The sequence below is a fragment of the Streptococcus sp. CF4-3 genome (assembly GCF_024295385.1).
Taxonomy (GTDB): Bacteria; Bacillota; Bacilli; order Lactobacillales; family Streptococcaceae; genus Streptococcus; species Streptococcus infantis_I.
The window spans coordinates 131,694-157,432 of record NZ_JANCPN010000002.1 but is presented as its reverse complement, the minus strand read 5'-3'; the positions used below and the strand labels follow the sequence as shown (position 1 = coordinate 157,432).

At 40.1% G+C, this 25,739-nt stretch carries 28 protein-coding genes; 17 read left to right on the top strand and 11 right to left on the bottom strand.

Going from position 1 to position 25,739, the window contains the following annotated elements; translation table 11 throughout:
- On the bottom strand, positions 1 to 1,365 hold the full coding sequence (locus NML75_RS02245) for an aspartate kinase (RefSeq protein ID WP_004251870.1): 1,365 nt from the start codon (positions 1,363 to 1,365) through the stop codon (positions 1 to 3).
- A gap of 253 nt (positions 1,366 to 1,618) precedes the next feature.
- Here NML75_RS02245 and NML75_RS02240 point away from each other — a divergent pair, with 253 nt between their 5' ends.
- The 14 genes from NML75_RS02240 (at position 1,619) to NML75_RS02175 (ending at position 13,042) form a co-directional block, all read left to right on the top strand.
- Complete coding sequence (locus NML75_RS02240; RefSeq protein WP_004251871.1) at positions 1,619 to 2,404, top strand: enoyl-CoA hydratase; 786 nt, start codon at positions 1,619 to 1,621, stop codon at positions 2,402 to 2,404.
- Between the two features lie 91 nt (positions 2,405 to 2,495).
- Complete coding sequence (gene fabT / locus NML75_RS02235) at positions 2,496 to 2,930, top strand: fatty acid biosynthesis transcriptional regulator FabT (protein WP_004251873.1); 435 nt, start codon at positions 2,496 to 2,498, stop codon at positions 2,928 to 2,930.
- Positions 2,930 to 3,904 carry a beta-ketoacyl-ACP synthase III gene (locus NML75_RS02230; protein WP_049494246.1) on the top strand — a complete coding sequence of 325 codons (975 nt, stop codon included), beginning with the start codon at positions 2,930 to 2,932 and terminating at the stop codon, positions 3,902 to 3,904. Before fabT ends, NML75_RS02230 begins: the two co-directional genes overlap by 1 nt.
- A 58-nt stretch (positions 3,905 to 3,962) precedes the next feature.
- Positions 3,963 to 4,187, top strand: coding sequence for an acyl carrier protein (locus tag NML75_RS02225; protein ID WP_000257840.1), 225 nt, complete (start codon positions 3,963 to 3,965; stop codon positions 4,185 to 4,187).
- Between the two features lie 116 nt (positions 4,188 to 4,303).
- On the top strand, positions 4,304 to 5,278 hold the full coding sequence (gene fabK, locus NML75_RS02220; RefSeq protein WP_004251880.1) for an enoyl-[acyl-carrier-protein] reductase FabK: 975 nt from the start codon (positions 4,304 to 4,306) through the stop codon (positions 5,276 to 5,278).
- On the top strand, positions 5,271 to 6,191 hold the full coding sequence (fabD, locus tag NML75_RS02215; RefSeq protein WP_049494244.1) for an ACP S-malonyltransferase: 921 nt from the start codon (positions 5,271 to 5,273) through the stop codon (positions 6,189 to 6,191). The genes fabK and fabD overlap by 8 nt, the downstream gene beginning before the upstream one ends.
- 31 nt (positions 6,192 to 6,222) lie before the next feature.
- Positions 6,223 to 6,957 (top strand): 3-oxoacyl-[acyl-carrier-protein] reductase, encoded by a 735-nt coding sequence (fabG, locus tag NML75_RS02210; protein ID WP_049494243.1) that lies wholly within the window; start codon positions 6,223 to 6,225, stop codon positions 6,955 to 6,957.
- A 22-nt stretch (positions 6,958 to 6,979) separates the two neighbouring features.
- Positions 6,980 to 8,215 carry a beta-ketoacyl-ACP synthase II gene (gene fabF, locus NML75_RS02205; protein ID WP_254733666.1) on the top strand — a complete coding sequence of 412 codons (1,236 nt, stop codon included), beginning with the start codon at positions 6,980 to 6,982 and terminating at the stop codon, positions 8,213 to 8,215.
- Between the two features lie 2 nt (positions 8,216 to 8,217).
- Positions 8,218 to 8,700 carry an acetyl-CoA carboxylase biotin carboxyl carrier protein gene (accB, locus tag NML75_RS02200; protein WP_235083809.1) on the top strand — a complete coding sequence of 161 codons (483 nt, stop codon included), beginning with the start codon at positions 8,218 to 8,220 and terminating at the stop codon, positions 8,698 to 8,700.
- A complete protein-coding gene (gene fabZ / locus NML75_RS02195; protein WP_006145014.1) occupies positions 8,697 to 9,119 on the top strand; it encodes a 3-hydroxyacyl-ACP dehydratase FabZ in 423 nt (140 codons plus the stop codon). The genes accB and fabZ overlap by 4 nt, the downstream gene beginning before the upstream one ends.
- A gap of 11 nt (positions 9,120 to 9,130) precedes the next feature.
- Complete coding sequence (gene accC, locus NML75_RS02190) at positions 9,131 to 10,498, top strand: acetyl-CoA carboxylase biotin carboxylase subunit (protein ID WP_254733623.1); 1,368 nt, start codon at positions 9,131 to 9,133, stop codon at positions 10,496 to 10,498.
- A gap of 34 nt (positions 10,499 to 10,532) precedes the next feature.
- On the top strand, positions 10,533 to 11,396 hold the full coding sequence (accD, locus tag NML75_RS02185) for an acetyl-CoA carboxylase, carboxyltransferase subunit beta (protein ID WP_254733622.1): 864 nt from the start codon (positions 10,533 to 10,535) through the stop codon (positions 11,394 to 11,396).
- Complete coding sequence (locus NML75_RS02180) at positions 11,396 to 12,163, top strand: acetyl-CoA carboxylase carboxyl transferase subunit alpha (RefSeq protein ID WP_254733621.1); 768 nt, start codon at positions 11,396 to 11,398, stop codon at positions 12,161 to 12,163. Before accD ends, NML75_RS02180 begins: the two co-directional genes overlap by 1 nt.
- 153 nt (positions 12,164 to 12,316) lie before the next feature.
- The gene (locus NML75_RS02175; protein WP_004251898.1) at positions 12,317 to 13,042 is read left to right on the top strand and encodes a CPBP family intramembrane glutamic endopeptidase; all 726 of its coding nucleotides are present in this window, start codon (positions 12,317 to 12,319) and stop codon (positions 13,040 to 13,042) included.
- Between the two features lie 53 nt (positions 13,043 to 13,095).
- Here NML75_RS02175 and nusB read toward each other — a convergent pair whose 3' ends face one another.
- The 9 genes from nusB to gatC all read right to left on the bottom strand — a co-directional run bounded on the left by nusB (position 13,096) and on the right by gatC (position 20,647).
- On the bottom strand, positions 13,096 to 13,518 hold the full coding sequence (gene nusB / locus NML75_RS02170; protein ID WP_004251901.1) for a transcription antitermination factor NusB: 423 nt from the start codon (positions 13,516 to 13,518) through the stop codon (positions 13,096 to 13,098).
- On the bottom strand, positions 13,511 to 13,900 hold the full coding sequence (locus NML75_RS02165; RefSeq protein WP_004251907.1) for an Asp23/Gls24 family envelope stress response protein: 390 nt from the start codon (positions 13,898 to 13,900) through the stop codon (positions 13,511 to 13,513). Before NML75_RS02165 ends, nusB begins: the two co-directional genes overlap by 8 nt.
- Positions 13,901 to 13,921: 21 nt before the next feature.
- On the bottom strand, positions 13,922 to 14,482 hold the full coding sequence (efp, locus tag NML75_RS02160) for an elongation factor P (protein ID WP_004251910.1): 561 nt from the start codon (positions 14,480 to 14,482) through the stop codon (positions 13,922 to 13,924).
- 80 nt (positions 14,483 to 14,562) lie between these two features.
- Positions 14,563 to 15,945, bottom strand: coding sequence for an SPFH domain-containing protein (locus tag NML75_RS02155; protein WP_004251915.1), 1,383 nt, complete (start codon positions 15,943 to 15,945; stop codon positions 14,563 to 14,565).
- 9 nt (positions 15,946 to 15,954) lie between these two features.
- Complete coding sequence (locus tag NML75_RS02150; RefSeq protein WP_025170545.1) at positions 15,955 to 16,941, bottom strand: zinc-ribbon domain-containing transport protein; 987 nt, start codon at positions 16,939 to 16,941, stop codon at positions 15,955 to 15,957.
- A 49-nt stretch (positions 16,942 to 16,990) separates the two neighbouring features.
- Positions 16,991 to 17,383, bottom strand: coding sequence for a hypothetical protein (locus tag NML75_RS02145; protein WP_004251919.1), 393 nt, complete (start codon positions 17,381 to 17,383; stop codon positions 16,991 to 16,993).
- A gap of 50 nt (positions 17,384 to 17,433) precedes the next feature.
- Positions 17,434 to 18,879 (bottom strand): Asp-tRNA(Asn)/Glu-tRNA(Gln) amidotransferase subunit GatB, encoded by a 1,446-nt coding sequence (gatB, locus tag NML75_RS02140; protein ID WP_254733620.1) that lies wholly within the window; start codon positions 18,877 to 18,879, stop codon positions 17,434 to 17,436.
- The gene (gene gatA / locus NML75_RS02135) at positions 18,879 to 20,345 is read right to left on the bottom strand and encodes an Asp-tRNA(Asn)/Glu-tRNA(Gln) amidotransferase subunit GatA (protein WP_254733619.1); all 1,467 of its coding nucleotides are present in this window, start codon (positions 20,343 to 20,345) and stop codon (positions 18,879 to 18,881) included. Before gatA ends, gatB begins: the two co-directional genes overlap by 1 nt.
- Positions 20,345 to 20,647 carry an Asp-tRNA(Asn)/Glu-tRNA(Gln) amidotransferase subunit GatC gene (gene gatC, locus NML75_RS02130; RefSeq protein ID WP_006147946.1) on the bottom strand — a complete coding sequence of 101 codons (303 nt, stop codon included), beginning with the start codon at positions 20,645 to 20,647 and terminating at the stop codon, positions 20,345 to 20,347. Before gatC ends, gatA begins: the two co-directional genes overlap by 1 nt.
- A 212-nt stretch (positions 20,648 to 20,859) precedes the next feature.
- Between gatC and NML75_RS02125 the strand changes: the two genes are divergently transcribed.
- The 3 genes from NML75_RS02125 (at position 20,860) to NML75_RS02115 (ending at position 24,015) form a co-directional block, all read left to right on the top strand.
- On the top strand, positions 20,860 to 21,534 hold the full coding sequence (locus NML75_RS02125) for a YwaF family protein (RefSeq protein WP_006147947.1): 675 nt from the start codon (positions 20,860 to 20,862) through the stop codon (positions 21,532 to 21,534).
- Positions 21,535 to 21,568: 34 nt separating this feature from the next.
- On the top strand, positions 21,569 to 22,261 hold the full coding sequence (locus NML75_RS02120) for a YwaF family protein (protein WP_006147948.1): 693 nt from the start codon (positions 21,569 to 21,571) through the stop codon (positions 22,259 to 22,261).
- A 209-nt stretch (positions 22,262 to 22,470) separates the two neighbouring features.
- Positions 22,471 to 24,015: a peptide chain release factor 3 gene (locus NML75_RS02115; RefSeq protein ID WP_006147949.1), complete on the top strand. Its 1,545-nt coding sequence runs from the start codon at positions 22,471 to 22,473 to the stop codon at positions 24,013 to 24,015.
- A gap of 275 nt (positions 24,016 to 24,290) precedes the next feature.
- Here the strand turns inward: NML75_RS02115 and NML75_RS02110 are convergent, their stop codons facing one another.
- Positions 24,291 to 24,995, bottom strand: coding sequence for a CPBP family intramembrane glutamic endopeptidase (locus NML75_RS02110; RefSeq protein ID WP_254733618.1), 705 nt, complete (start codon positions 24,993 to 24,995; stop codon positions 24,291 to 24,293).
- Positions 24,996 to 25,739: the final 744 nt, after the last annotated feature.

Below are 25,739 nucleotides of genomic sequence, written 5' to 3'. Positions count from 1 at the left end.
TTAGTCTTCCTTACTTTCGCCGAAAAATGCTTGGTAGAGAGCCTTAAGAGCCGCTTTTTCTTGGTCTTTGTGGACAACGAACATGATAGAAACTTCACTAGAACCTTGTGACATCATTTGAATGTTGATATTGTTTTCAGATAAGGCACGAGTGGCTGTAGCAGTTACCCCGATATGGCGCTTCATTTTTTCGCCAACTATCATTATGATAGACAGGTCATGTTCGATTTCAGCATGGTCAACTTCAGCTTTTTGAACTAATTGACGGAGGATTTCTTCCTCTTTGATTGGTGTAAGCTCGCGCTCTCGAAGGATGATAGAAAGGTCATCGATACCTGTAGGCATGTGTTCCCAACCAATATTCAGGTCTTCTAGAATTTGAAGTACTTTACGACCAAAACCAACTTCGCGGTTCATGAGGTACTTAGACATATTGATGCTGACAAAACCAGAATCACCAGCAATCCCCACTACTGGGAATTCATCACTACTGTGTTTCAGAACGATGCGAGTACCTGGATGGTCAGGATTATTGGTATTTTTGATAACAAGAGGAATTTTTCCGCGGTAGGCTGGAAGGAGTGCTTCGTCATGTAGTACAGAGAAACCTGCATAGGCCAATTCCCGCATTTCACGGTAAGTCAATTCAGGGATTGAGTGTGGCTTGTGAATGATACCAGGGTGGGCAGCAAAAATTCCGTCAACATCAGTAAAGTTCTCATAAAGGTCAGCTTTAACTCCAGCTGCGATAATTGAACCAGTAATATCTGATCCACCACGTGAGAAGGTACAGATTTGATTCTCTTTAGTCACACCGAAGAATCCCGGAATAACCAGGACTTCCGTTCCATTATTGAGCTCTTCGATTTTATCATAACTTGAAGGAATGATGCGAGCATTTCCAGGTTCGCTTGTAACAACAATACCAGCCTCTCGTGGATGAACATAGCGAGATTCTAATCCATTTTGGTTAAAGTAAGCTGCAATGAGTTTAGCGTTGTTATTTTCCCCTGCAGCAAGGAAGGTATCGTAAAGAAATTCATTGTTTTCAATTGGAAGGGTAGCGAGAGTTCGGATGCTTTTAGAGATTCGTTCTAAAACAGCTGGTTTAAGTCCTAGTTCGCTAACCATTGCAGCGTAACGATCGATAATCCAATTTTGACTAGCACTGATATCATTTCCTGCTACATAATCACGATAATATTTAATCAAAGCATCCGTAACCTTGGTATCTTTAGCATCGCGCTTTCCTGGTGCAGATACAACTACAAAACGACGTTCAGGGTCACTTTTTACAATGTTTAAAACCTTTTTCAATTGGCTTGCAGAGGCGAGTGAACTTCCCCCAAATTTTACAACCTTCATAAAAACTCCTCAGTTTGTATTTTATACGATTATAGCAGAAAGAAGGGCTTTTTTCAATCTACAATAGGAAAGGCTACATCTTATTAGAGGTCTGGACCTGATTAGCTTAACTTAGTTATTTTTAGTATAGAAAAGACTCTTTAAAAATCGGCTGATACACTTTTATACAATTTTTACTTGTATAACTAAAAAGAAAAAGATATACTTTGAAGATAAAATAATTTAATCAGCTTTTTAAATTAAAGGAGTGGCTATGAATCATATTATCTTTCAAATTCAAGACGATTTAGCGGTGATTACTTTAAATCGTCCCGAGGTGGCAAATGGTTTCCATATTCCTATGTGTGAAGAAATTTTAGAAGCACTGGAATTAGCTGAAAAAGACGATTCTGTTTCATTTATTCTCATCAATGCTGCTGGTAAGGTGTTTTCTGTCGGTGGTGATTTAGTTGAAATGAAACGTGCTGTCGATGAGGATGATATTGATTCCTTAACTCGAATTGCTGAATTGGTCAATACTATTTCTTATAAGATTAAACAGATTCCTAAGCCTGTTATCATGGAGGTGGATGGAGCAGTTGCTGGAGCTGCAGCCAATATGGCCTTGGCAGTTGATTTCTGTATCGCATCTGACAAGTCTAAATTTATCCAGGCTTTTGTAGGTGTAGGATTGGCTCCTGACGCAGGTGGCTTATTCTTGTTGACAAGATCGCTCGGTGCAACTATAGCAACTCAATTAGCTATGACTGGAGAAGCTTTCACCGCTGAAAAGGCAATGGAGGCAGGAGCTCTATATCGTCTATGTACTAGTGAACAATTAGAAAAAACTAGAGAACAATTGTTGAAGAAGTTGAGACGTGGCTCTTCAAATTCCTATGCTGCGATTAAGAAACTTGTTTGGGAAAGTGAGTTCAAGCAATGGCATGAATATGCTCAACTTGAATTGGAACTACAAAAATCACTATCCTATACGGAAGATTTTAAAGAAGGTGTTCGTGCACATTCTGAAAGAAGACGTCCAAAATTTATCGGGAAATAAAAAATACTTGCACTATTCTTTGAAGTTTGATATACTTTTTTTGTCAAATGTTTTGATTATTAAACTTTTTTTGATAAAGGAGGGAAGAGAAATGGACTACCAACAAGTCAATGACTATTTAACATCAATTTTTAACAACGTCCTAGTGATCGAGGAAGTAAGTTTGCGAGGTAGTCGTTTCAAAGACATCTCTATCAAAGAAATGCACACGATTGATGTTATCGGTAAGTATCCAGAAGTGACTCCAAGTCAAGTGTCCAAAGAGTTGATGGTAACTCTAGGGACTGTGACAACGAGTTTAAATAATTTGGAGAGAAAAGGATACATCGAACGTATCCGCTCAGATCAAGATCGTCGTGTAGTACATCTGCATTTGACAAAGAAAGGTCGTCTCGTTCACCGTCTTCATAAACGTTTCCATAAGGCCATGGTCGAAAGAATTATCGAGGGCATGAGTCCTGAAGAGATTGAAGTTATGGGAAAAGGCTTGACTAATCTTTATCACTTTTTGGAGGATTTGAAGTAATGGCTTTTGCAAAAATAAGCCAGGTCGCTCATTATGCTCCAGAGCAGATTATCACTAACGAAGACTTGGCTCAGGTCATGGATACGAGTGATGAATGGATCTCAAGTCGGACAGGGATTAAAGAACGCCATATTTCTAAGACGAAATCAACAGGAGATTTGGCTACAGAGGTTGCAAGACAACTTATAGAGAAGGCAGGGATTTCTGCTGAAGAGCTAGACTTCATCATTATAGCGACGATGACACCTGACTCGATGATGCCTTCAACCGCAGCTCGTGTTCAGGCAAAGATTGGCGCTCATAAGGCTTTTGCCTATGATTTAACAGCTGCTTGTAGTGGATTTGTTTTTGCCCTATCGACTGCAGAAAAGTTCATTTCTTCAGGAACATATCGAAAGGGTCTTGTTATCGGTAGTGAGACCATGTCAAAATCTTTGGATTGGTCTGACCGTTCAACAGCTGTCTTGTTCGGAGATGGAGCTGGTGGTGTACTACTTGAGGCAAGTGACCAAAAACATTTCTTAGCTGAAAGTCTCAATAGCGATGGTTCTCGTGGTGAGTGTCTCACTTATGGACAGACAGGATTGATTTCACCATTTTCGATTCAAGAAGAACCAGATATTTTCTTGAAAATGGATGGGAGAGCAGTTTTTGACTTTGCAATTCGAGACGTGGCTAAATCTATTAAACAGACCATCGAAAAAAGTCCAATATCAGCAGATGAACTCGATTATCTCTTGCTTCATCAAGCTAATATTCGAATTTTAGATAAGATGGCTAGAAAAATCGGTGTCGATCGTGACAAGCTTCCTGCTAATATGATGAAGTATGGAAATACTAGTGCGGCAAGTATCCCGATTTTACTTTCTGAGTGTGTAGAAGAAGGGCTCATCCATTTGGATGGTAGCCAAAAAATTCTCTTGTCAGGTTTCGGTGGAGGTTTGACATGGGGCACACTTATTGTTACAATTTAGGTAATCATGTGGTGATCACATTGTTATAAAAAAACTATTTATTTTAAAGGAGTCTATCATGGCAGTATTTGAAAAAGTACAAGAAATTATCGTTGAAGAACTTGGAAAAGATGCATCAGAAGTAACACTTGAATCTACTTTTGATGATTTGGATGCAGATTCATTGGACTTGTTCCAAGTAATCTCAGAAATCGAAGACGCTTTTGATATCCAAATCGAAGCTGAAGACAACTTGAAAACAGTTGGCGACTTGGTTGCTTACGTTGAAGAGCAAACTAAATAATTAGAATAAATAAAGAAGGAGTAGGGGAGACCCGCTCCCTCTTGTTTAGGTAATAGTTTGACCGTCAAATTATAATAAAGTCGAACTATTACGTAAGCAAGACTTATGGAGGCAATATGAAAACACGTATCACTGAATTATTAAATATTAAATATCCTATCTTCCAAGGTGGAATGGCCTGGGTAGCAGATGGCGATTTGGCTGGAGCTGTTTCAAAAGCTGGTGGTCTCGGTATCATTGGTGGAGGAAACGCACCTAAAGAAGTGGTTAAAGCCAACATCGATAAGATTAAATCTTTAACAGACAAGCCTTTTGGTGTCAATATCATGCTCTTGTCTCCATTTGTTGATGATATTGTGGACCTTGTGATTGAAGAAGGGGTTAAGGTAGTCACAACTGGTGCAGGAAACCCAAGTAAATATATGGAGCGATTTCATGAAGCAGGAATCACCGTTATTCCTGTAGTTCCTAGCGTAGCTTTGGCTAAACGTATGGAAAAAATCGGTGCAGATGCTGTCATTTGTGAAGGTATGGAAGCCGGTGGACACATTGGTAAATTAACAACCATGACCTTGGTTCGTCAAGTTGCAGCGGCTGTTTCAATTCCTGTTATCGCTGCTGGTGGTATTGCAGATGGTGAGGGAGCTGCTGCTGGATTTATGCTTGGTGCGGAAGCTGTGCAAGTAGGAACTCGTTTTGTAGTTGCTAAAGAATCAAACGCCCATCCAAACTATAAAGCTAAAATTTTAAAAGCTCGTGATATTGATACAACGATTTCAGCACAACACTTTGGACACGCAGTTCGTGCCATCAAAAATCAATTGACTCGTGATTTCGAACAAGCTGAAAAAGATGCCTTCAAACAAGAAAATCCAGATTTGGAAATCTTTGAGCAAATGGGGGCGGGAGCTCTAGCTAAAGCTGTTGTCCATGGTGATGTGGATGGTGGTTCAGTTATGGCCGGCCAGATTGCAGGTTTGGTTTCTAAAGAAGAAACTGTTGAAGAAATCTTAAAAGATATCTACTATGGTGCAGCTGAGAAAATTCAAAAAGAAGCCGCTCGTTGGGCAGGAGTTACAAGAAATGACTAAAACAGCCTTTCTATTTGCAGGTCAAGGAGCCCAGTACCTTGGAATGGGTCGTGAACTATACGACCAATATGCTATCGTCAAGGAAACAATCGACCAAGCTAGCCAAGTCTTAGGTTATAATCTTCGTGACTTGATTGATAACGATGAAACGAAGCTAAATCAGACTCGTTACACACAACCAGCTATTTTGGCTACATCCGTTGCCATTTACCGACTACTAAAGGAGAAAGGTTACCAACCAGATATAGTGGCAGGTCTGTCTCTTGGTGAATATTCTGCCCTTGTAGCTAGTGGCGCCTTGGATTTTGAAGATGCGGTGGCTCTAGTTGCTAAACGTGGTGCTTATATGGAAGAAGCGGCACCTGCTGGATCTGGTAAAATGGTAGCCGTACTCAATACTCCAGTTGAAGTTATTGAACAAGCTTGTCAAGAAGCTTCTCAACTTGGCGTTGTGACTCCAGCTAACTACAATACCCCAAGTCAAATTGTTATTGGTGGTGAGGTGGTTGCTGTGGATCGTGCAGTTGAACTCTTGCAAGAAGCAGGAGCAAAACGCTTAATTCCGCTAAATGTTTCTGGACCTTTCCATACAGCTTTATTGGAACCTGCTAGTCAAAAATTAGCTCAAGTCCTAGAAGATGTTGAGTTTAACGACTTTGCTTGTCCACTTGTTGGTAATACAGAAGCAAAAGTCATGGAAAAAGAACGAATTGCAGAACTCTTGACTCGTCAAGTCAAGGAACCTGTTCGTTTCTATGAAAGCATTTCAGTCATGCAAGAAGCTGGTGTGACTCGTTTTATCGAAATTGGTCCTGGGAAAGTCTTGTCAGGATTTGTTAAAAAGATTGATAAAACTGCTCAACTTGCAAATGTGGAAGATCAAGCAAGTTTACAAGCACTCTTAGAAAATTAGATAAAATGGTAGAAGTTCTGAAAGGAGAAAAATGAAACTAGAACAGAAAAATGTCTTTATTACAGGCTCAAGTCGAGGAATTGGTCTTGCCATTGCTCATAAATTTGCCAGCTTGGGAGCCAATGTTGTCTTGAATAGTCGTGGTGAAATCTCCGAGGAGCTTCTAAACGAATTTAAACCTTACGGGGTGAAGGTCCTTGCTATTTCTGGTGATGTTTCTGATTTTACGGATGCAAAACGAATGGTGGACCAAGCCATTGAAGGACTAGGTTCAGTTGACGTCCTAGTGAATAACGCCGGGATTACTCAAGACACTCTCATGCTGAAGATGACAGAAGAAGATTTTGAGAAGGTCTTGAAAGTCAATTTAACGGGAGCCTTCAATATGACGCAAGCAGTCTTGAAGCAGATGATAAAAGCTCGTGAAGGGGCCATTATCAATATGTCCAGTGTCGTTGGTTTGATGGGAAATATCGGTCAAGCAAACTATGCTGCTTCTAAGGCTGGTCTAATTGGATTTACCAAATCAGTAGCACGTGAGGTAGCCAACCGTAATGTACGTGTCAATGCCATTGCACCAGGAATGATCGAATCAGATATGACTGCAGTCCTATCTGATAAGGTAAAAGATGCCATGCTGGCACAAATTCCGATGAAACAATTTGGTCAAGCTGAGCAAGTGGCAGAGGTCACAGCCTTTCTTGCAAGCCAAGATTATCTAACGGGACAAGTCATTGCAATTGATGGTGGACTTACCATGCAATAAGAGTTAAAATAGAGGTATGAAAATGAAACTAAATCGTGTAGTAGTAACAGGTTATGGATTAACATCTCCAATTGGGAATACGCCAGAAGAATTTTGGAACAGTTTAAAGAATGGAAAGATTGGGATTGGTGAAATCACCAAGTTTGATCACAGTACTTTTGACGTTCATAATGCAGCAGAGATTAATGATTTTCCTTTTGACAAATATTTTGTAAAAAAAGATACCAATCGTTTCGATGATTATTCTTTATATGCCTTGTATGCAGCTCAAGAAGCAGTTGACCATGCTAATCTTGACGTAGAAGCACTTGATAAAGACCGCTTTGGTGTCATCGTTGCATCTGGTATCGGTGGAATCAGAGAAATCGAAGACCAAGTCCTCCGACTTCACGACAAAGGACCAAAACGAGTTAAACCATTAACACTTCCAAAAGCCTTGCCAAATATGGCTGCAGGAAATGTAGCTATGCGCTTTGGTGCTAATGGTATCTGTAAATCTATCAACACAGCTTGCGCTTCATCAAATGATGCTATCGGAGATGCCTTCCGTTCTATCAAATTTGGTTTCCAAGATATCATGTTAGTTGGTGGATCAGAGTCCTCAATTACTCCATTTGCAATCGCTGGTTTCCAAGCCTTAACAGCTCTTTCAACAACAGAGGATCCAACACGTGCTTCTATTCCATTTGATAAAGACCGTAATGGATTTGTCATGGGTGAAGGTTCAGGGATGTTGGTTCTTGAGAGCTTAGAACATGCTGAAAAACGCGGAGCAACTATCCTAGCGGAAGTCGTTGGTTACGGGAACACTTGTGATGCCTACCATATGACTTCACCACATCCAGAAGGCCAAGGTGCTATTAAAGCTATCAAACTTGCCTTGGATGAAGCTGAAATCACACCAGACCAAGTAGCTTATGTCAATGCTCACGGTACATCAACTCCTGCTAATGAAAAGGGAGAAAGTGGTGCTATCGTAGCGGTTCTTGGTAAGGAAGTACCTGTATCTTCAACCAAGTCATTTACAGGCCACTTGCTCGGTGCAGCAGGTGCAGTTGAGGCTATTGCAACAATTGAAGCAATTCGTAACAACTATGTTCCAATGACAGCCGGAACCACAGAAGTGTCAGACTACATTGAAGCAAACGTAATTTATGGGCAAGGAGTGGAACGTGAAATTCCTTATGCTATCTCAAATACCTTTGGATTTGGTGGACATAATGCAGTTCTTGCTTTCAAACGTTGGGAGAATAAGTAAAGATGAATTTAAATGAAATCAAAGACTTGATGGCACAATTTGACCAGTCAAGCTTGAAAGAATTTTCTTATAAAAATGGAACGGATGAGTTGGTCTTCAGTAAGAATGAAGCAAAACTTGTTGCAGAAACAAGTCCAACACCTCAACCTGTGGTTCCAGCAACTACACCTACAGTTGCACCACAAGTTCCAACTACAACACCAGCTGCAGAAGCAGCTTCAGAATCAAGTGTTACTGAGTCTGTAGCTGAAGGAGACCTTGTAGAAAGTCCACTTGTCGGAGTTGCTTACTTGGCTGCCGGACCTGATAAACCTAATTTTGTTTCAGTTGGTGATACTGTTAAAAAAGGCCAAACCTTGGTTATCATTGAAGCCATGAAGGTCATGAACGAAATTCCAGCACCTAAAGATGGTGTCGTAACAGAAATTCTTGTTGCCAATGAAGAAATGGTTGAGTTCGGGAAAGGCTTGGTACGTATCAAATGATTGATATTCAAGGAATTAAAGAAGCTTTGCCCCACCGCTATCCCATGCTCTTAGTGGATCGTGTCTTGGAAGTCAGTGAAGATACAATCGTTGCTATTAAAAATGTAACGATTAACGAACCTTTCTTCAACGGACACTTTCCAGCCTATCCTGTAATGCCAGGTGTCTTGATCATGGAAGCTTTGGCACAAACAGCAGGTGTCTTGGAATTATCAAAACCTGAAAACAAAGGGAAGCTTGTTTTCTATGCTGGCATGGATAAGGTTAAGTTTAAGAAACAAGTTGTTCCTGGTGATCAGCTTGTCATGACAGCAACTTTTGTCAAGCGTCGTGGCACAATCGCCGTAGTAGAAGCGAAGGCAGAAGTAGATGGTAAGCTTGCAGCAAGCGGTACTCTAACCTTTGCTATTGGAAACTAGGGAGGTTTTCCATGTTTCGTAAGATTTTAATTGCCAATCGTGGTGAAATCGCTGTTCGTATTATTCGTGCGGCACGAGAATTAGGAATTGCAACAGTCGCTGTCTATTCGACTGCTGACAAGGAAGCTCTCCACACGCTTTTGGCTGATGAGGCTATCTGTATCGGCCCTGGGAAGGCTACAGAATCTTATCTGAACATCAATGCCATCCTATCAGCTGCAGTCTTGACTGAAGCTGAAGCTATTCACCCTGGATTTGGTTTTTTAAGTGAAAATTCCAAATTTGCAACCATGTGTGAAGAAGTTGGGATCAAATTTATCGGACCATCAGCTCGTGTCATGGATGTCATGGGAGATAAAATTAACGCCCGTGCTCAAATGATTAAGGCCAATGTGCCTGTCATTCCAGGATCAGATGGAGAGGTCCATACAGCAGAAGAGGCTCTTGCTATTGCTGAAAAAATTGGTTATCCAGTTATGCTGAAAGCTTCAGCTGGAGGTGGTGGAAAAGGGATTCGTAAGGTTGAAAAAGCAGAAGATCTCGTGTCAGCCTTTGAAACAGCCTCTAGAGAAGCCAAAGCCAACTTTGGTAATGGAGCTATGTACCTTGAGCGTGTGATTTATCCTGCTCGCCATATTGAAGTACAGATTCTTGCTGACCAAATGGGACATGTTATTCACCTTGGTGAGCGTGACTGTTCGCTTCAACGGAATAACCAAAAGGTTTTAGAAGAAAGTCCTTCGATTGCTATTGGAAAAACCCTTCGTAATGAAATTGGTGCTGCGGCAGTTCGTGCAGCGGAGTCTGTAGGCTACGAAAATGCTGGTACGATTGAATTCCTACTAGATGAAGCAAGTGGCAAATTCTACTTTATGGAGATGAATACGCGTGTCCAAGTGGAACACCCGGTAACCGAATTTGTTTCAGGTGTAGATATTGTCAAGGAACAAATCCGTATCGCAGCGGGTCAACCATTGACTTTGAAACAAGAAGACATTGTTCTAAAAGGACATTCCATTGAGTGCCGTATCAATGCAGAAAACCCAGCCTTTAATTTTGCACCAAGCCCAGGGAAGATTACCAATCTTTATCTACCAAGTGGTGGTGTGGGCTTGCGTGTGGATTCAGCAGTTTATCCTGGTTATAGCATTCCGCCATACTATGATAGTATGATTGCTAAAATTATTGTTCATGGTGAAAATCGATTTGATGCACTCATGAAAATGCAACGAGCTCTTTATGAACTCGAAATTGAAGGGGTTGTCACCAATGCTGATTTTCAGCTCGATTTGATTTCTGATCGTCGAGTGATAGCAGGAGACTACGATACTTCATTCTTGATGGAAACTTTCTTACCACACTATCAAGAAAAAGAATAATATAAAAAGAGTATGAGACTGAAAAGGGGGATGTATGGCTCTATTTAGTAAAAAAGATAAATATATACGAATTAATCCCAATCGTTCACTTAGAGAAAAGCCCCAAGCTAAACCTGAGGTTCCAGACGAACTCTTCTCAAAATGTCCAGGTTGTAAACACACCATTTACCAAAAAGATCTAGGGAGTGAGCGTATTTGTCCTCACTGTGGCTATACCTTCCGTATCTCAGCTCAAGAGCGTCTTTCTTTGACCATCGATATGGGAAGCTTCTTAGAGATGTTTACTGGGATTGAGACGCAGGATCCATTGGAATTTCCAGGCTACCAGAAAAAATTAGCCTCTATGCGTGAAAAAACAGGGCTTGATGAGGCTGTTGTTACAGGAAATGCTTTGATCAAGGGGGAAAAGGTAGCCCTCGGAATCATGGATTCCAACTTTATCATGGCGTCTATGGGAACGGTCGTTGGTGAGAAAATCACCCGATTGTTTGAATACGCGACAGCTGAAAAATTACCAGTCGTCTTGTTTACAGCATCTGGTGGAGCACGTATGCAAGAAGGAATCATGAGTTTGATGCAGATGGCTAAAATCTCTGCAGCAGTTAAACGTCATTCCAATGCAGGTCTCTTTTATCTGACTATCCTAACAGATCCAACAACCGGAGGTGTTACAGCTTCCTTTGCCATGGAAGGTGATATTATCTTGGCAGAGCCTCAAAGTTTGGTAGGATTTGCTGGACGTCGTGTCATTGAAAATACCGTAAGGGAAGATTTGCCAGAGGATTTCCAGAAGGCAGAGTTTTTGTTAGAACATGGCTTTGTGGATGCGATTGTTAAACGGAGAGAATTGCCAGATATGATTGCACGATTAGTAAGGTTACATAAGGGGGATTGTTGATGAATATTGCAAAAATCGTCAGAGAAGCACGTGAACAAACCCGCTTAACTGCCTTGGACTTTGCGACAGGAATTTTTGATGAATTTGTTGAATTGCATGGAGATCGTTCCTTCCGAGATGATGGTGCTGTTATTGGTGGTATCGGTTGGTTGGGAAACCAAGCAGTAACTGTTGTTGGAATCCAAAAAGGTAAAAGCTTACAAGATAATCTTAACCGTAACTTTGGACAACCTCATCCGGAAGGTTATCGAAAAGCCCTTCGCTTGATGAAGCAGGCTGAAAAATTTGGCCGTCCTGTTGTAACTTTTATCAACACGGCAGGTGCCTATCCTGGTGTCGGAGCAGAGGAGCGTGGTCAAGGTGAAGCTATTGCTCGTAACCTCATGGAGATGAGCGATCTTAAGGTGCCGATAATCGCTATTATTATTGGTGAAGGTGGTTCTGGTGGAGCCCTCGCTCTTGCCGTAGCTGACCGTGTCTGGATGTTAGAGAACTCTATCTATGCAGTTCTCAGTCCTGAAGGTTTTGCTTCTATCCTTTGGAAGGATGGCAGTCGTGCCATGGAAGCTGCAGAGTTGATGAAAATTACTTCTTTCGAATTGCTAGATATGAAGATTGTAGATAAGGTTATCTCTGAGGTAGGTCTATCAAGCAAAGATTTAATCAAGCAAGTCAAAGAACAACTTCAGGAAAAACTCAATGAACTTGGGAAACTTCCATTAGATCAACTCATTGAGGAACGTTACCAACGCTTTAGAAAATATTAAAAAGTAAGCTAGGACTAAGATATAGTTCTAGCTTTTTCGATTCTATAAAATACATTTCAGTATGAAAAATTGACTCTTGTAAAAATATCTGTTAATATAACAAGGGATGCGTGTGCTATAAAAATAAGTCAACAAACATTTTTGGGAGTGAGTATGAAAAAACTAGGGCATTTGGGAATCTATACATTACTGGTATTCCTATCAATTTATCTACTAGATTTCAGTAGTCTTTATCTGGCTAAGATGTTTGTCTGGGGTATGGATGGCTATTCTATTATTGTAGCAGTAGAGCAACTAGCTCTTTTAGGGCTATTTATCTATTGGCTTAAAAAGAAAAAAATGCTCTATATTTTTGAGAAAAGGGGCTCGAAAAAATCCAGATTCTTTTACCTTGTAGTTAGTCTAGTGGCTACTTATTTTGTCCGTCAGTTGTTAAGTGCTTTTTACTTACAGTTTAGTCGCTTCATTAATAACAACTATATCTTTGAAGACCTTCTTTCGGTCCTATCCTTCAGTGAGCAATCTACTATTTTAACGACTTGCTTCTCTTTTATCTCCGTTGTCATTTTGGGGCCTATATTGGAGGAGATTGTTCATAGGGGATATTTTATGAACACCTTCTTTCCCCAGTCCAAATACTACTTGGATGTCATCTTATCAGCTCTTATATTTGGGCTCAGTCATTTGGTATTGTCCCATCGCGACCCCATCAGTTTGATGGTTTATAGTTTTTCCGGTCTTTTCTTTGCTTTAGTTTACCGATGGACAAAGAATCTAAAAATCACCATCCTGTGCCATAGTTTTATTAACTTTCTCATTCATGCAGATTTCATCTGGTTGTTGCTTTCTAATTTAATCTATAATCGTTTTTTTAGATAGCATTTGAGGAGACAAATAAAAAGTGTTTGATATCTATCAAACACTTTTTATATTTAATTTTCTTCAGTTACAAATTGACTGAGCAGTCCGTTAATGAAACGGGCTGATTTTTGATCTGAAAAGCTTTTTGCAAGTTCAATAGCTTCATTCACAGCTACAAGTTGAGGAGTATCAAAGGAAGTGATTTCGAAAACTCCTAAACGCAATAAATTCTTTTCAACTAAGGTTAAACGTTCAATCGTCCAACCAGACTTTAAATGCTGAGTGATTTGTTTGTCTAGTTCCTCTTTTTGAGCTTGAACACCAGATACAAGATCGATTAGGAAGCTAGGGAGTTTTACCTCGTCGTCTTCTCGATCATGAGTATAAGCGAAGCGACAAGCAGTTTCAATATCAGAACCATATTCAAGACTCATCAGTGCTTGGAAAGCACATTTTCGTAGTTCGCGTCTAGATTCTAATAATGGACTAGTCATTGAGGAAGTCCTCATCAAACAAATCTTTTAATGCTGGTTTTGGTGTTTTATCTGGTGCAATACCAGCAACGTGAATATTCACAGCATTGAGTTCAACATCAGCCATATTACGAACGGCATCTTTGACAGCTTTTTGAATAGCCATTGCAACCTTAGGAACCTTGACACCATACTCAAGATAGAGATAGATATCAGCTATTAGTTCTTCTTCAGATTCTTTTAGATAGACGCCACGGCCGAGTGAAAGTTTTGAAAGGGTGTCAGACACTGATTTGTTTGAAAAAGAGTGGACACCATCAACTTTAGCTGTAGCGATTGCAATGATTTTTTCAAGTACACGTGGGGCGATAACGATTTCGCCTAATTGTTCTTCAATTCCCATAGAATGACCTCTTTCTAGAGATTAGGCACGAGAAACGTAAGTTCCTTCTGCGGTGTTGATAACGAGTTTTTGTCCTGCTTCGATGAAGTCTGGAACGTTAACGACAAGTCCAGTTTCCATTGTAGCTGGTTTACCAGAACCGGTAACAGTAGCACCTTTAATAGATGGTTGAGTTTCAGCAACTGTCAATTCAACAGTTGTAGGTACTGTTACACCGATTACTTCAGTTCCATAAAATTGAATTTTAACTTCAGAATTTTCAAGGATGTAAAGCAATTCGTTTTCAACATTTACAACAGGAATTTCGTATTGGTCGTAAGTTTCAGTGTTCATGAAATAAGCTGTATCGTCCATTTTGTACAAGTATTGTGCTGGCACAGTTTCGATAATCGCTTGTTCAAATTTTTCCTCTGGACGGTAGCTAGTTTCAAATGTTGAACCAGTACGGACATCACGCAATTTCATACGCATGATAGTGTTTCCTTTACCTGGTTTGTGGTGGCTAGCTTCCAAAACGCGGATCAATTTTCCGTCAGCTGTTTCAAAGGTCATACCAGCCTTTAATTTACTTGCTTCGATCATGTTTTTACCTCTTTAATAAAATAATTTACTCTTTATTGTATCATAAGTCGTAAGATTTCTCAAATATCAGGGAAGTGAAATTAGTTGACAGGAACGATGTTTCCTTCTTCGTCTTTGGTTACCAATACGTACTTACCATCGACTTCGATGTAGAAGTTTTTATTAGCGGTTTGTTTAGAGTTGGTAGTTTGTTCAGGACTAGTAGATTCCTGTGCAGAACTTGTTGCTTCTTGAGTTGTAGATTCTTGTGCAGGAGTTGTCATTTCTGGATTAGTAGATTCTACTGAGTTAGCGGTTTGTTCAGGGCTAACAGTCTCTACTGGGCTAGCAACTTGCTCAGGACTTGCAGTTTGTACCGGAGTAAATGCTTGGTTTGGATCAGCGGGTTGTACTGGGGGAACAGTTTGATTTGGGTTAACAGGTTGAGCTTGTTGGGTGAGTTGGCCACCGAGAGTTTGACCGAGATTCATACCCATAAACATGTTCATACCATTGCCATTACCTTCGTTATTAGCTGCAGCAATAAGAGCTTCGTTACGAGCACGACGTTCTTCAATTTCGATGGTATTGTATTTCATAGCAACGAGTTCGCTATCAAGTTTACGAACAAGTTCCAAGCTTTCTTGGTCGTAGCTCAAATCCTCAAGAAGGATATTGGTTGCTTCAATACCGTAAAGACCAGTCCATACCTTGTTGACTTCTTGTTTAGCGATTTCATTGAAGGTATCTTGATTAGCATTTAGGCTATAGATATCAACTCGGTACTCATTAGTAAATTTGGCAATTGCGATCGCAATTTTAGGAGAAATATTTTGTCGAAGAGTTCCTTGAGCAATATCTTGGAGTGTAAATGGTTTATGTTCGTCAATTTGTTGACTGATCGAGCTAACGTAGAAAAGTACTGGGTCAGAAATCTTGATATCAAACAAACCATAGAAACGGATATTGAGCAATTGTTGGTAACGTTCACTGAAGTATTCTACAGCGTTTTGTGTACCAAATTTATTACCCGCAATCGGTTGGACACGGACAAAGATGATTTCTTGTTGAGTAACGACTTGACCAGCGAATGAAAAGCGGTGCTTGAAGTTTTCCCAAGTTCCTCTTATTCCACCTTTTTCTAGAAGCCAAGCGTTGTCGCCAGAGCGCCATTCATGGCTACCAGCTTCTAAGACATCACCAAGGAAAGTACCATTATTTACAAGGATAGCAACATAACCTTGTGGCACAATTACGACAGAACCATCTGTTAAAAGTCCTGTATGTTGATTACCTTGTCTAGAAACTCCGTCAGGGTCTTTTGTAAGAAGAATTCCTTTAACAGCTAATGCTTCTGATGATACGTGTTCGGGAAGTACAACGGCTTCCTTAAATTTACTGTCATTAAAACTATTAATACCAGCAGTTTTGGCAACATCAACAACTCCCTTAATTTGCTCTTTGGCCATACGAATAAATCCCATAATTTCCTCCTAATTATATAGTTCGTCTTCATCCACAACGTCATAGGTGTCAAGAACCCATTGGTTAGGACTACGGGTGATATCAGATCCGCAATAGTCACATTTGCTGATAGCTGATATTTTCAGTGGAGCACCACAGTTTGGACAGCGGTCGCTAACGGCTTCATCTTGGACAGAGCTTTCAGTTTGACTGCCATGTTTACGGATGAAGTTCATTTGATAAACTGTAAATAGATCTTTTTGAGGGTCTCCCTCAATAACCTTACGAGTCTTGTCGTCGATGACATAGTCTCTCAAGGTAGATGATAAGATGACGACTAAAGTATCATTTCCATCTGGATTACTATTGAAATCTTTGATTCGGACATTTTCAACGTAAACGCGTTCCAAAACATTCGTTGTTTGAGATTGGATATAGTCTTCCAGTTGAGCACTGTGTTGAGTATAGAGACTAACACTTTCAAGAGAACGCACCAAGTTCCAATCCTTTTTAGTCCAAGCAGCCTGCAACTGGATATAAACTTCTTTAGCCCATGAAGTGAAAGCAGAGGCATCAAAGTTTGGATCATAGTATCTAAGTCGATCAATGGCTTGTATATTATTTTCAACTCGACGATGGATAGTTGGTTGTGGTTGGTAGCTAGTAGAACTTCCATAAGATTTACCAGATGATGAATTCTGGTCATTCAGATATTTGATAAGCATGAAGAGTATGAAACCTCCGACACCAAACATAATCAGAATGTTCATGCCAGTGCTTAAAGAATCTCCCAAATTCGAGTAACTACCACCAGAACGATAGCTGCTTCTAGAAGAAGAACTACCACTTGAACGGCTTCGGCTAGAGCTACTACTTCGAGAACTGCTACTGCTTCGTGAGCTACTGCGACTAGAGCTACCACTTCGAGAATGTCCAACACCTGCATCGATGGATTGTAGGGGTGTCACAAATAGAAGAAGCAAGCAAGTAGTGATAAGAGTATATAACTTTTTCATATGTCTCCTAACTATGTGAGTACAAAAATAGTTTTTGCTAAATTTATGTCTATAAAGAGTTTTGGAGTTTTATAGTTTTATTTTCAATAAACCACCCTATAATCCAACCAAATACGAGTATATAATTCTCGATAGCACCAATCGCATTAACAGGAGAATGAAATTCAATAAAATTTAACAAATGATTTGTTCCTATTCCTATACCACCAATAATGAGGGCAAGAAGGGCAATTCTCAGGTAAAACCAATCGTACTTAATATTAACGGCAAGAATAATAATTAAGACAGCTAGATTCCAAATTCCAATTTCTCTTTGCCATCCTGCAGAAACACCGTAACCAGAATGCTCTCCCATATATGATGGGAGAAAGATTTGTAGAATAGAAGCACCCAACATGGCGACGATAACTAAAATAAATAGTACTCGTAAAAATTTGTTCATTTATTCTCCTTTCTATTTTTTAGTAGAAAAGTCTATTAGCGAAAGTATATTTACTCGTTCTCTTTCAACTTAGCCAATTCTTGGGCAAGTAGTTTGAGGGCTACTTGTGGGTTGGCTTGTCCTTTAGTCGCTTTCATGAGGAATCCTGTGAAGGCCTTGTCGGCGTTACGTTTTCCTGACTTGAAGTCAGCAACAGCTGCTTCGTTATCGGCAAAGACTTGGTGGATAATTGGAATCAAGATATCTGGATCTGAGATTTGAACCAAACCAGCTTTTTCCACGTATTCACGAGCGCCTCCACCATTTTTAGCTAGGTGAACAAAGACTTTTTTTGCAATCTTAGATGAGATAGTGCCGTCTTCGATGATGGCAATCATTTCAACCAAGTTTTCTGGTGTCAATTCGATTTGTTCCAGTGTCTTGCCTTCAGCGTTCAAGAATTGAGCGACTTCACCTTGGAGCCAGTTAGAGACTTGCTTAGCATCACCACCAAGTGAAACTGCTTTCTCAAAGAAGTCAGAAGTGACTTTGTTGGCAGTCAACTGGCTAGCATCGTAGTCTGATAATCCGAGTTGAGAGACATAGCGTGCACGGCGCTCTTTTGGAAACTCTGGCAACTCAGTGCGCATTTCATCAATCCACTCTTCTGAGATTTCAAAGAGTGGTAGATCTGGCTCTGGGAAGTAGCGGTAGTCTGCAGCCCCTTCCTTAACACGCATGAGGATAGTTGCCTTGTTGGCTTCATCATAACGGCGTGTTTCTTGGCGGATTTGACCACCTGAGCGAAGGATTTCAGCTTGACGTTGGACTTCATATTCAAGACCCTTGCGAACGTTTGAGAAGGAATTGAGGTTTTTTAACTCAGTCTTGGTACCGAATTTCTCTTGACCATAAGGACGAAGCGAGATGTTGGCATCCACACGCATAGAACCTTCTTCCATTTTAACGTCAGAAATGCCAGCGTATTGGATAACCTCTTTGAGGGCTGTTAGATAAGCATAAGCTTCTTCTGGTGAACGCATGTCTGCTTCAGATACAATCTCAATCAAAGGCACCCCTTGACGGTTGAGGTCAACATAAGAGTAACTATCTGTACCATGCGTGTTTTTACCGGCGTCTTCTTCCAAGTGAGCACGTTCAATACCGATTTTCTTAGTTGTACCGTCTTCTAGCTCCACTTCAATCCATCCATTGTAACCGATTGGTTCATCAAACTGAGAAATTTGGTAGGCTTTAGGATTATCTGGATAGAAGTAGTTCTTACGGTCAAAGTGCATCTTCTTGTGGATGTCCATGTTGAGGGCAAGAGCTGCCTTGATACCAGCATCGACAACACCTTTATTGAGAACTGGTAGTACGCCTGGGAAAGACCAGTCAATCACGTTAGTGTTGGCATTTTGGTCATTCCCAAAGTGGGCAGAAGTAGGTGAGAAGATTTTTGAATTGGTGTTGAGCTCTACGTGGACTTCAAGTCCAATGACTGTTTCAAAGTTCATTAGTTATCACCTCCAAAAATCACGGGTTGTTGTTTGTGGTAGTCTGTTGTTGCTTCAAAAGCAGCAGCAACTTGGTAGATAGTTTCTTCTGAATACTTAGGACCAATCAATTGGAGTCCTACTGGTAGACCTTGAACAAATCCAGCAGGAATAGAAATACCTGGGAGACCAGCTAAGTTGACAGGAATTGTCAAGAGGTCAGCTAAGTACATAGCAACTGGATCGTGGTTGAGTGAATCCAAGTCGTAGGCAACGCTAGGAGCAGTTGGTCCCAAAATCAAGTCGTAATCCGCAAAGACGTTTTCGAAATCTTGGATGATAAGGGTGCGAACTTGTCCAGCCTTCTTGTAGTAGGCATCATAGTAACCTGATGAAAGGCTGAAAGTACCTAGCATGATACGACGTTTAACTTCTTCACCGAAACCTTGGCTGCGGCTGTTTACATAGATTTCATCAAGATTAGTTGCATCTTCTGCACGGTAGCCATAACGGATACCATCAAAGCGTTGCAAGTTTGATGAAGCTTCTGATGAAGCGATGATGTAGTAAACCGCTACACCGTATTTAGAGTGGGGAAGGCTAACTTCTTCGACGATAGCACCAAGTTTTTCAAAGTGCTTAGCAGCATTCAGAATGACTTCCTTAACTTCTGGGTCAATCCCTTCGCCAAGATACTCTTTAGGCAAAGCAATTTTCATTCCCTTGATGTCTTGACCGATTTTTGAAGTAAAGTCAGCAATGCGAATAGGGGCAGAAGTAGAGTCTTTGACATCTTCGCAGGCAATCGCATTGAGCAAGAGAGCATTTTCCTTAACAGTTGGTGCAAAAGGTCCAATTTGGTCTAATGAGCTACCAAAAGCAATGAGACCGAAACGTGAAACTGTTCCATAGGTTGGTTTGAGACCAACAATCCCGTTAAAGGCAGCAGGTTGGCGGATAGAACCACCAGTATCAGAACCAAGTGATAAACGGACTTGCCCTGAAGCTACAGCTGCAGCTGAACCACTTGATGATCCACCAGGAACCTTGCTGTGGTCCCAAGCATTTTTGGTTGCACCGTAGTAAGAAGTCTCACCTGATCCACCCATGGCAAATTCGTCCATGTTGGTTTTCCCAACAACGATCATGCCCTTAGATTTTGCATTGGCAACAGCTGTGGCATCAAAAATAGGTTCGTAGTTATAGAGCATTTTTGAAGCTGCTGTTGTTAAGAGAGCATCTGTAGAAATGTTGTCCTTAACAGCTAGGGGAATCCCAGAAAGAACATTGTCAGCGTCAATTCCAGTTTCGTCAATAGCTTTAGCTTGAGCAAGAGCTTGGTCTTCAGCGATTGTAACAAAAGAATTGAGTGCTGTCTCACGAGATTTGATATCTTCAAGAGTTGCTTGTGTTAGTTCTGTTGCAGAAATTTCCTTAGAGACAAGGAGATTGTGCAACTCTTCAATCGTTTTATTGTTAAAAGTCATTAGGCGTCTCCTCCATCATCTAGGATAGCTGGCACCTTGATATAGTAGTTATCTTTTTCAGGTACATTTTTAAATAAGCGATCACGATCTGTTCCTTCTTCGGCCACATCAGGTCGGAGAACAGTTTTACGGTCAGCCATCGTTGTAGTAGGTGCGACACCAGTAGTGTCGACTTCACTGAGCAATTCGACCATATCAACAATTTTTGAGAGTGTTGTCGCAAACTCTGCAGTTTCTTCTTCTGAGAATTTTAATTTTGAAAGATTGGCAACGTGAGTTACCTCTTCTTGCGTAATTTTCATCGGATATCCTTTCGTGAAATGATGATTCTTTATCTGTTCTATTTTACCATATTTTCCTATAAATAAGGCAAGCCAAGCTAAAAAGAAACAGAAATTGAAAAATACTTTTTATTTCGATATAATGGTTGAAATTAGAAGAAAGAATAACAGTCGTTTTTAGTTGGTAAAAAGGATGTAGCATTGACTCAACTAGAACACGTTAAGGATGACATATGACGCTTTGGGAGTTGCTTTTTACCAGTAAAAAGACAGTTCCTCCTCATTTGGGAGCCTGGTACTTTTTATTACCTACTTCTTTGGTAATCATAGCTGTTTTATCGATTCGTTTCGCATCATCTAAAGGTTACAGAAACTTTTGGTATTGGGGACAATTGATTCAGTTGCTCATTATCAACGCTTGGTATATTGCTGCACGTCTGCCCCTATCTGAGGCTCTCCCTTTTTACCATAGTCGCATGGCTATGTGGATGATTCTTTTTGCCCCTAATAAGACCTTTTTCAAGCAATATTTTGCCTTAGTGGGAGTTTTTGGTTCTATCATGGCTTTGGTTTATCCAGTCTTTTATCCTTTTCCTTTCCCTCATGTTTCGTCTGTGAACAATGTTTTCGGACACTGGGCCCTCTTGGCTAACTGCTTGATTTATCTTGTTAGATATTATAAAGTTGAAAAAGGGGATACTTGGAAAATATGCCAGATGACTTTTGGGGTTAATGCCATTATCTTTCTTGCCAACCTCTTGACAGGAGGAAATTATGGCTTTATGAGCAAGCCACCTGTGATTGGAGATCATGGTAGTTTGCTTAACTATTTGATAGTGACCAGTTTGATGACAGGTATTCTCATCCTTATCAATCAACTCGTTAAATATAAACATAAGAATAGTTAATATACAACTGAATTCGTTACCTTAAGGAGACTTTATGCATCATTTTATTACAAGAACCCAAACGACGCCACCGCCTATTCCGATTTTTTGGTATGGAGTTATGATAGGCCTTCTCGCCTTGTCTATTTATGCTTCTCTTACTTACTACAAAAATCCCAAATTTGTTCGATTGTTTAAGTGGATTCAAATAGCGCAATTGCTAGCTCTTTATACTTGGTATATAGGTTTTAGCATTCCATTTTCGAACAGCCTGCCTCTTTACCATTGCCGTTTGGCCATGTTCGCGGTTGTTTTCTTACCTGACAAATGGAAAACCAAGCAGTATTTTGCCCTTATGGGAGCCAGCGGCGCAGTATTTGCTTTAGGCTATCCTGTTTTTGACCCCTATGATTTCCCTCATATTACCAGCTTTTCTTTCCTGATTGGCCATTATGCTCTCTTGGTCAATTCCCTGGTCTATCTCATGAATCACTACGATAAAAACCTACTTAAAAAGTATCGAATTATCGCCTACACTTTTATTCTCAACATTTTCCTAGTTGGGGTCAATCAAGTAACAGGTGGGAATTACGGACTCTTGAATACGACGCCGTTTATTCCAGATGCCCCTATATGGATAAAGTATCTTCTGGTTTCAATCATTCTTTCTTCAGCCTTAGTGCTCTTTGATATTTTGTTTAAAAAACGTTGGGAAAAGAAAATTGCTCTAGAAAAAATAAAATTTTGAAGAGATTGTAACTAGCGATACAAAATAAATATTGAATAAAAGAATCTTATGAGCAGGTCTAGTATCTTGACCTGCTTTTTCTTGTGTAAGCAATTGAAAAACTCTCTAAAATCCGATATAATGGAGTGTTGAAAGGAATGTTAGGGTCCGATGTAATAAAGAGTGATTATAAATTGAAATCATTAAAAAAGTAGAAAGAAAGAGAACTTATGAGTATTCAAGAAGAAATTAAGAAACGCCGTACCTTTGCCATCATCTCTCACCCGGACGCGGGGAAAACAACCATTACTGAGCAATTGCTCTATTTTGGGGGAGAGATTCGTGAGGCAGGTACTGTAAAAGGGAAGAAAACAGGAAACTTTGCTAAGTCAGACTGGATGGATATCGAGAAACAACGTGGGATTTCGGTAACCTCATCTGTCATGCAGTTTGACTACGATGGGAAACGGGTAAACATCCTAGACACTCCAGGACACGAGGACTTTTCAGAAGATACCTATCGTACCTTGATGGCGGTGGATGCTGCGGTCATGGTAGTGGACTCTGCCAAGGGTATCGAGGCCCAAACCAAAAAATTATTTGAGGTTGTCAAACACCGCGGGATTCCAGTCTTTACCTTTATGAACAAGCTGGACCGTGACGGTCGTGAACCACTAGATCTCTTGCAAGAATTGGAAGAAGTCTTGGGTATTGCAAGTTATCCAATGAACTGGCCAATCGGGATGGGGAAGGCCTTTGAGGGGCTCTATGATCTCTATAACCAACGTTTGGAACTCTACAAAGGGGATGAACGTTTTGCCAGCCTAGAAGATGGCGATAAACTCTTTGCCAGCAACCCATTCTACGAACAAGTGAAAGAGGATATCGAACTCTTGAATGAAGCAGGAAATGAATTCTCAGAGGAAGCCATTCTTGCAGGTGATTTGACACCAGTCTTCTTTGGCTCGGCCTTGACTAATTTTGGGGTGCAGACCTTCCTTGAAACCTTCCTTAAGTTTGCTCCAGAACCTCATGGACACAAGAAAACAGACGGAGAAATTGTTGATCCTTATGACAAAGACTTCTCAGGATTTGTCTTTAAAATTCAAGCCAACATGGACCCTCGACACCGTGACCGCATCGCATTTGTTCGAATTGTATCGGGTGAATTTGAGCGCGGTATGAGTGTCAATCTCCCTCGTACTGGTAAGGGAGCTAAACTTTCTAATGTCACCCAATTTATGGCGGAAAGTCGTGAAAATGTGACCAATGCCGTAGCAGGAGATATCATCGGAGTTTATGATACAGGGACCTACCAGGTTGGAGATACGCTTACTGTTGGCAAAAACAAGTTTGAGTTTGAACCACTACCAACCTTCACGCCTGAGATTTTCATGAAAGTTTCGCCTAAGAACGTTATGAAACAAAAATCCTTCCACAAGGGAATGGAACAGTTGGTACAAGAAGGAGCCATCCAGCTTTATAAGAATTACCAAACAGGTGAGTATATGCTAGGTGCTGTTGGACAACTCCAGTTCGAAGTCTTTAAACACCGTATGGAAGGCGAGTATAACGCTGAAGTTGTCATGACTCCAATGGGTAAAAAGACAGTTCGTTGGATTAAACCAGAAGATTTAGATGAACGCATGTCTTCAAGTCGAAACATCTTGGCAAAGGACCGCTTTGACCAACCTGTCTTCCTTTTCGAAAATGACTTTGCCCTCCGCTGGTTTGCGGACAAGTATCCAGATGTGGAGTTGGAAGAAAAAATGTAACTCAGTACCAACAATTGGAACTAAAGTTCCTAATTGTTGGACGCTAGTCGCTATTCGGCGAACTAGCTAACTGCCTTACTAACTACGTTTGGCAAATATAATCGATTTGCCAAACTCTGTGTCGTAATCTAATAAACGGTAACAGTTAAAAAGTGGATTAGCTACCTGCCTCATTAACTTAGTTTGGAATCACTCAAAGAATAAACAAAAAGACTAGAAATTAGATATATTTCTAGTCTTTTTATTTTAAATTATATTAGTAGTGGAACCTTCATTTATTGAAAAGCCTCTATACCAACAACCTTGATAAGGAATGTAAGGAGGATAAGCAATAGAATGCTGACTCCATTATTCACTAGGTGCAGTAGGATAGACATCTCTAGTCGTTTGGTGCGATAAGCAGTCCAAGTTAGGACTGCAGACATCCATCCATAGATCAAGAAAGAAGGAAGATTATTTGGGATATGGGCTATAGTGAAGAGAAACCAACCGAAAATATACCCAATTTTTTCGTATCCTTCGAAGAGTTTAGTAGGGATGATACCTCGACAGATAACTTCCTCACAAATAGGTGCCACTATTGCAACCACGAAAATGCTGGAAATTAGAGAGCTTTCTGACATGATGCTATTGATAGCCTCTTGATTCGAAGTAGTTGTTTGCTTCAGAAGTTGTAACCAAATCGCACCAATCAGATTTCCTGTGATAATGGCTACATAACTAAGAGCGATTCGAGGGGCGTCATTAATAGTAAAGAGTTTTGATTTTAGATTTAATAACTTACTTTTGTGAGCACCATATAAAAAGAGTGTAACAATAGCGGTAGAGACAAGCCCCACTATTAGAGATGACCAGATAGATCCAAGTTGAGTTTTTTGAAGTAACATTACAGTCACGATAGGAACTTGCGATAGGCACATAGCGACAAGAAAGATTCCTAGCCAAATCAATCGTTTACGATAATCTTTAAAAAAATTCATTCATATATCTCCTAAAAAATTTATTTCATTATAGCATACTTTGGATAGGAATTCTATTAATTACTAGAACATAAGCGTAGATAAAACAAGTAAGATGTTTCGAATTAAATGACTATAGAAGGATAAATCTTGTCTTAAGGTTTTAGGAAATAAAAAGTTTAGAAAGCTGACTCCCAAAAGGATATAAAAACTGACAGAAAATATGGTTAAAGGATTGTGCAGAAAAAATAAACTAAGAAAGATAAGAGTTGTTAGCCTGCCTGTCTTTTTATGAGTTGGTAATTTTCTCCATTTGTTTAACGGCAGAAAGGTAGCAATATCAAGTCCGAAAAGGAAAAAGAAAGAGATGAGTAACAAGTCAACGATTTCTTTTTGTAGTAGAGTGTCAGTGCTTATGCTTTCAAATAAAATAAAACAGACTCCAGCAAGGTTAATGATAACCATGCTGCTATACAATAAAAAGAAGGATCGACTACGATTGTGTAGCTGACTATTCACGTGATCATGTCCTGAAAGATAGTGGATAAATGTACAGATACCTGCTAATAACATTAAGAGGAGTAAAAAGTAAAAGCAGGATTGTTTGAGTGTTAAAGCAATACCAGGCCAAACTAAGCAACTACAGCAGCCTAAGTAGACCAAGGAAATCAATAAAAGAAGTTGGATTGATTTGTTCATTTTTTCCATATAAACCCCCCACGTTTTTTTAAAAATTATAACTAAAATGATTCATGAAAAATCATC

Excerpts from the sequence above, each read along its gene's own strand:
- NML75_RS02245 (WP_004251870.1), bottom strand. The coding sequence starts at position 1,365 with ATGAAGGTTGTAAAATTTGGGGGAAGTTCACTCGCCTCTGCAAGCCAA.
- NML75_RS02240 (WP_004251871.1), top strand. The coding sequence starts at position 1,619 with ATGAATCATATTATCTTTCAAATTCAAGACGATTTAGCGGTGATTACT.
- fabT (WP_004251873.1), top strand. The coding sequence starts at position 2,496 with ATGGACTACCAACAAGTCAATGACTATTTAACATCAATTTTTAACAAC.
- NML75_RS02230 (WP_049494246.1), top strand. The coding sequence starts at position 2,930 with ATGGCTTTTGCAAAAATAAGCCAGGTCGCTCATTATGCTCCAGAGCAG.
- NML75_RS02225 (WP_000257840.1), top strand. The coding sequence starts at position 3,963 with ATGGCAGTATTTGAAAAAGTACAAGAAATTATCGTTGAAGAACTTGGA.
- fabK (WP_004251880.1), top strand. The coding sequence starts at position 4,304 with ATGAAAACACGTATCACTGAATTATTAAATATTAAATATCCTATCTTC.
- fabD (WP_049494244.1), top strand. The coding sequence starts at position 5,271 with ATGACTAAAACAGCCTTTCTATTTGCAGGTCAAGGAGCCCAGTACCTT.
- fabG (WP_049494243.1), top strand. The coding sequence starts at position 6,223 with ATGAAACTAGAACAGAAAAATGTCTTTATTACAGGCTCAAGTCGAGGA.
- fabF (WP_254733666.1), top strand. The coding sequence starts at position 6,980 with ATGAAACTAAATCGTGTAGTAGTAACAGGTTATGGATTAACATCTCCA.
- accB (WP_235083809.1), top strand. The coding sequence starts at position 8,218 with ATGAATTTAAATGAAATCAAAGACTTGATGGCACAATTTGACCAGTCA.
- fabZ (WP_006145014.1), top strand. The coding sequence starts at position 8,697 with ATGATTGATATTCAAGGAATTAAAGAAGCTTTGCCCCACCGCTATCCC.
- accC (WP_254733623.1), top strand. The coding sequence starts at position 9,131 with ATGTTTCGTAAGATTTTAATTGCCAATCGTGGTGAAATCGCTGTTCGT.
- accD (WP_254733622.1), top strand. The coding sequence starts at position 10,533 with ATGGCTCTATTTAGTAAAAAAGATAAATATATACGAATTAATCCCAAT.
- NML75_RS02180 (WP_254733621.1), top strand. The coding sequence starts at position 11,396 with ATGAATATTGCAAAAATCGTCAGAGAAGCACGTGAACAAACCCGCTTA.
- NML75_RS02175 (WP_004251898.1), top strand. The coding sequence starts at position 12,317 with ATGAAAAAACTAGGGCATTTGGGAATCTATACATTACTGGTATTCCTA.
- nusB (WP_004251901.1), bottom strand. The coding sequence starts at position 13,518 with ATGACTAGTCCATTATTAGAATCTAGACGCGAACTACGAAAATGTGCT.
- NML75_RS02165 (WP_004251907.1), bottom strand. The coding sequence starts at position 13,900 with ATGGGAATTGAAGAACAATTAGGCGAAATCGTTATCGCCCCACGTGTA.
- efp (WP_004251910.1), bottom strand. The coding sequence starts at position 14,482 with ATGATCGAAGCAAGTAAATTAAAGGCTGGTATGACCTTTGAAACAGCT.
- NML75_RS02155 (WP_004251915.1), bottom strand. The coding sequence starts at position 15,945 with ATGGGATTTATTCGTATGGCCAAAGAGCAAATTAAGGGAGTTGTTGAT.
- NML75_RS02150 (WP_025170545.1), bottom strand. The coding sequence starts at position 16,941 with ATGAAAAAGTTATATACTCTTATCACTACTTGCTTGCTTCTTCTATTT.
- NML75_RS02145 (WP_004251919.1), bottom strand. The coding sequence starts at position 17,383 with ATGAACAAATTTTTACGAGTACTATTTATTTTAGTTATCGTCGCCATG.
- gatB (WP_254733620.1), bottom strand. The coding sequence starts at position 18,879 with ATGAACTTTGAAACAGTCATTGGACTTGAAGTCCACGTAGAGCTCAAC.
- gatA (WP_254733619.1), bottom strand. The coding sequence starts at position 20,345 with ATGACTTTTAACAATAAAACGATTGAAGAGTTGCACAATCTCCTTGTC.
- gatC (WP_006147946.1), bottom strand. The coding sequence starts at position 20,647 with ATGAAAATTACGCAAGAAGAGGTAACTCACGTTGCCAATCTTTCAAAA.
- NML75_RS02125 (WP_006147947.1), top strand. The coding sequence starts at position 20,860 with ATGACGCTTTGGGAGTTGCTTTTTACCAGTAAAAAGACAGTTCCTCCT.
- NML75_RS02120 (WP_006147948.1), top strand. The coding sequence starts at position 21,569 with ATGCATCATTTTATTACAAGAACCCAAACGACGCCACCGCCTATTCCG.
- NML75_RS02115 (WP_006147949.1), top strand. The coding sequence starts at position 22,471 with ATGAGTATTCAAGAAGAAATTAAGAAACGCCGTACCTTTGCCATCATC.
- NML75_RS02110 (WP_254733618.1), bottom strand. The coding sequence starts at position 24,995 with ATGAATTTTTTTAAAGATTATCGTAAACGATTGATTTGGCTAGGAATC.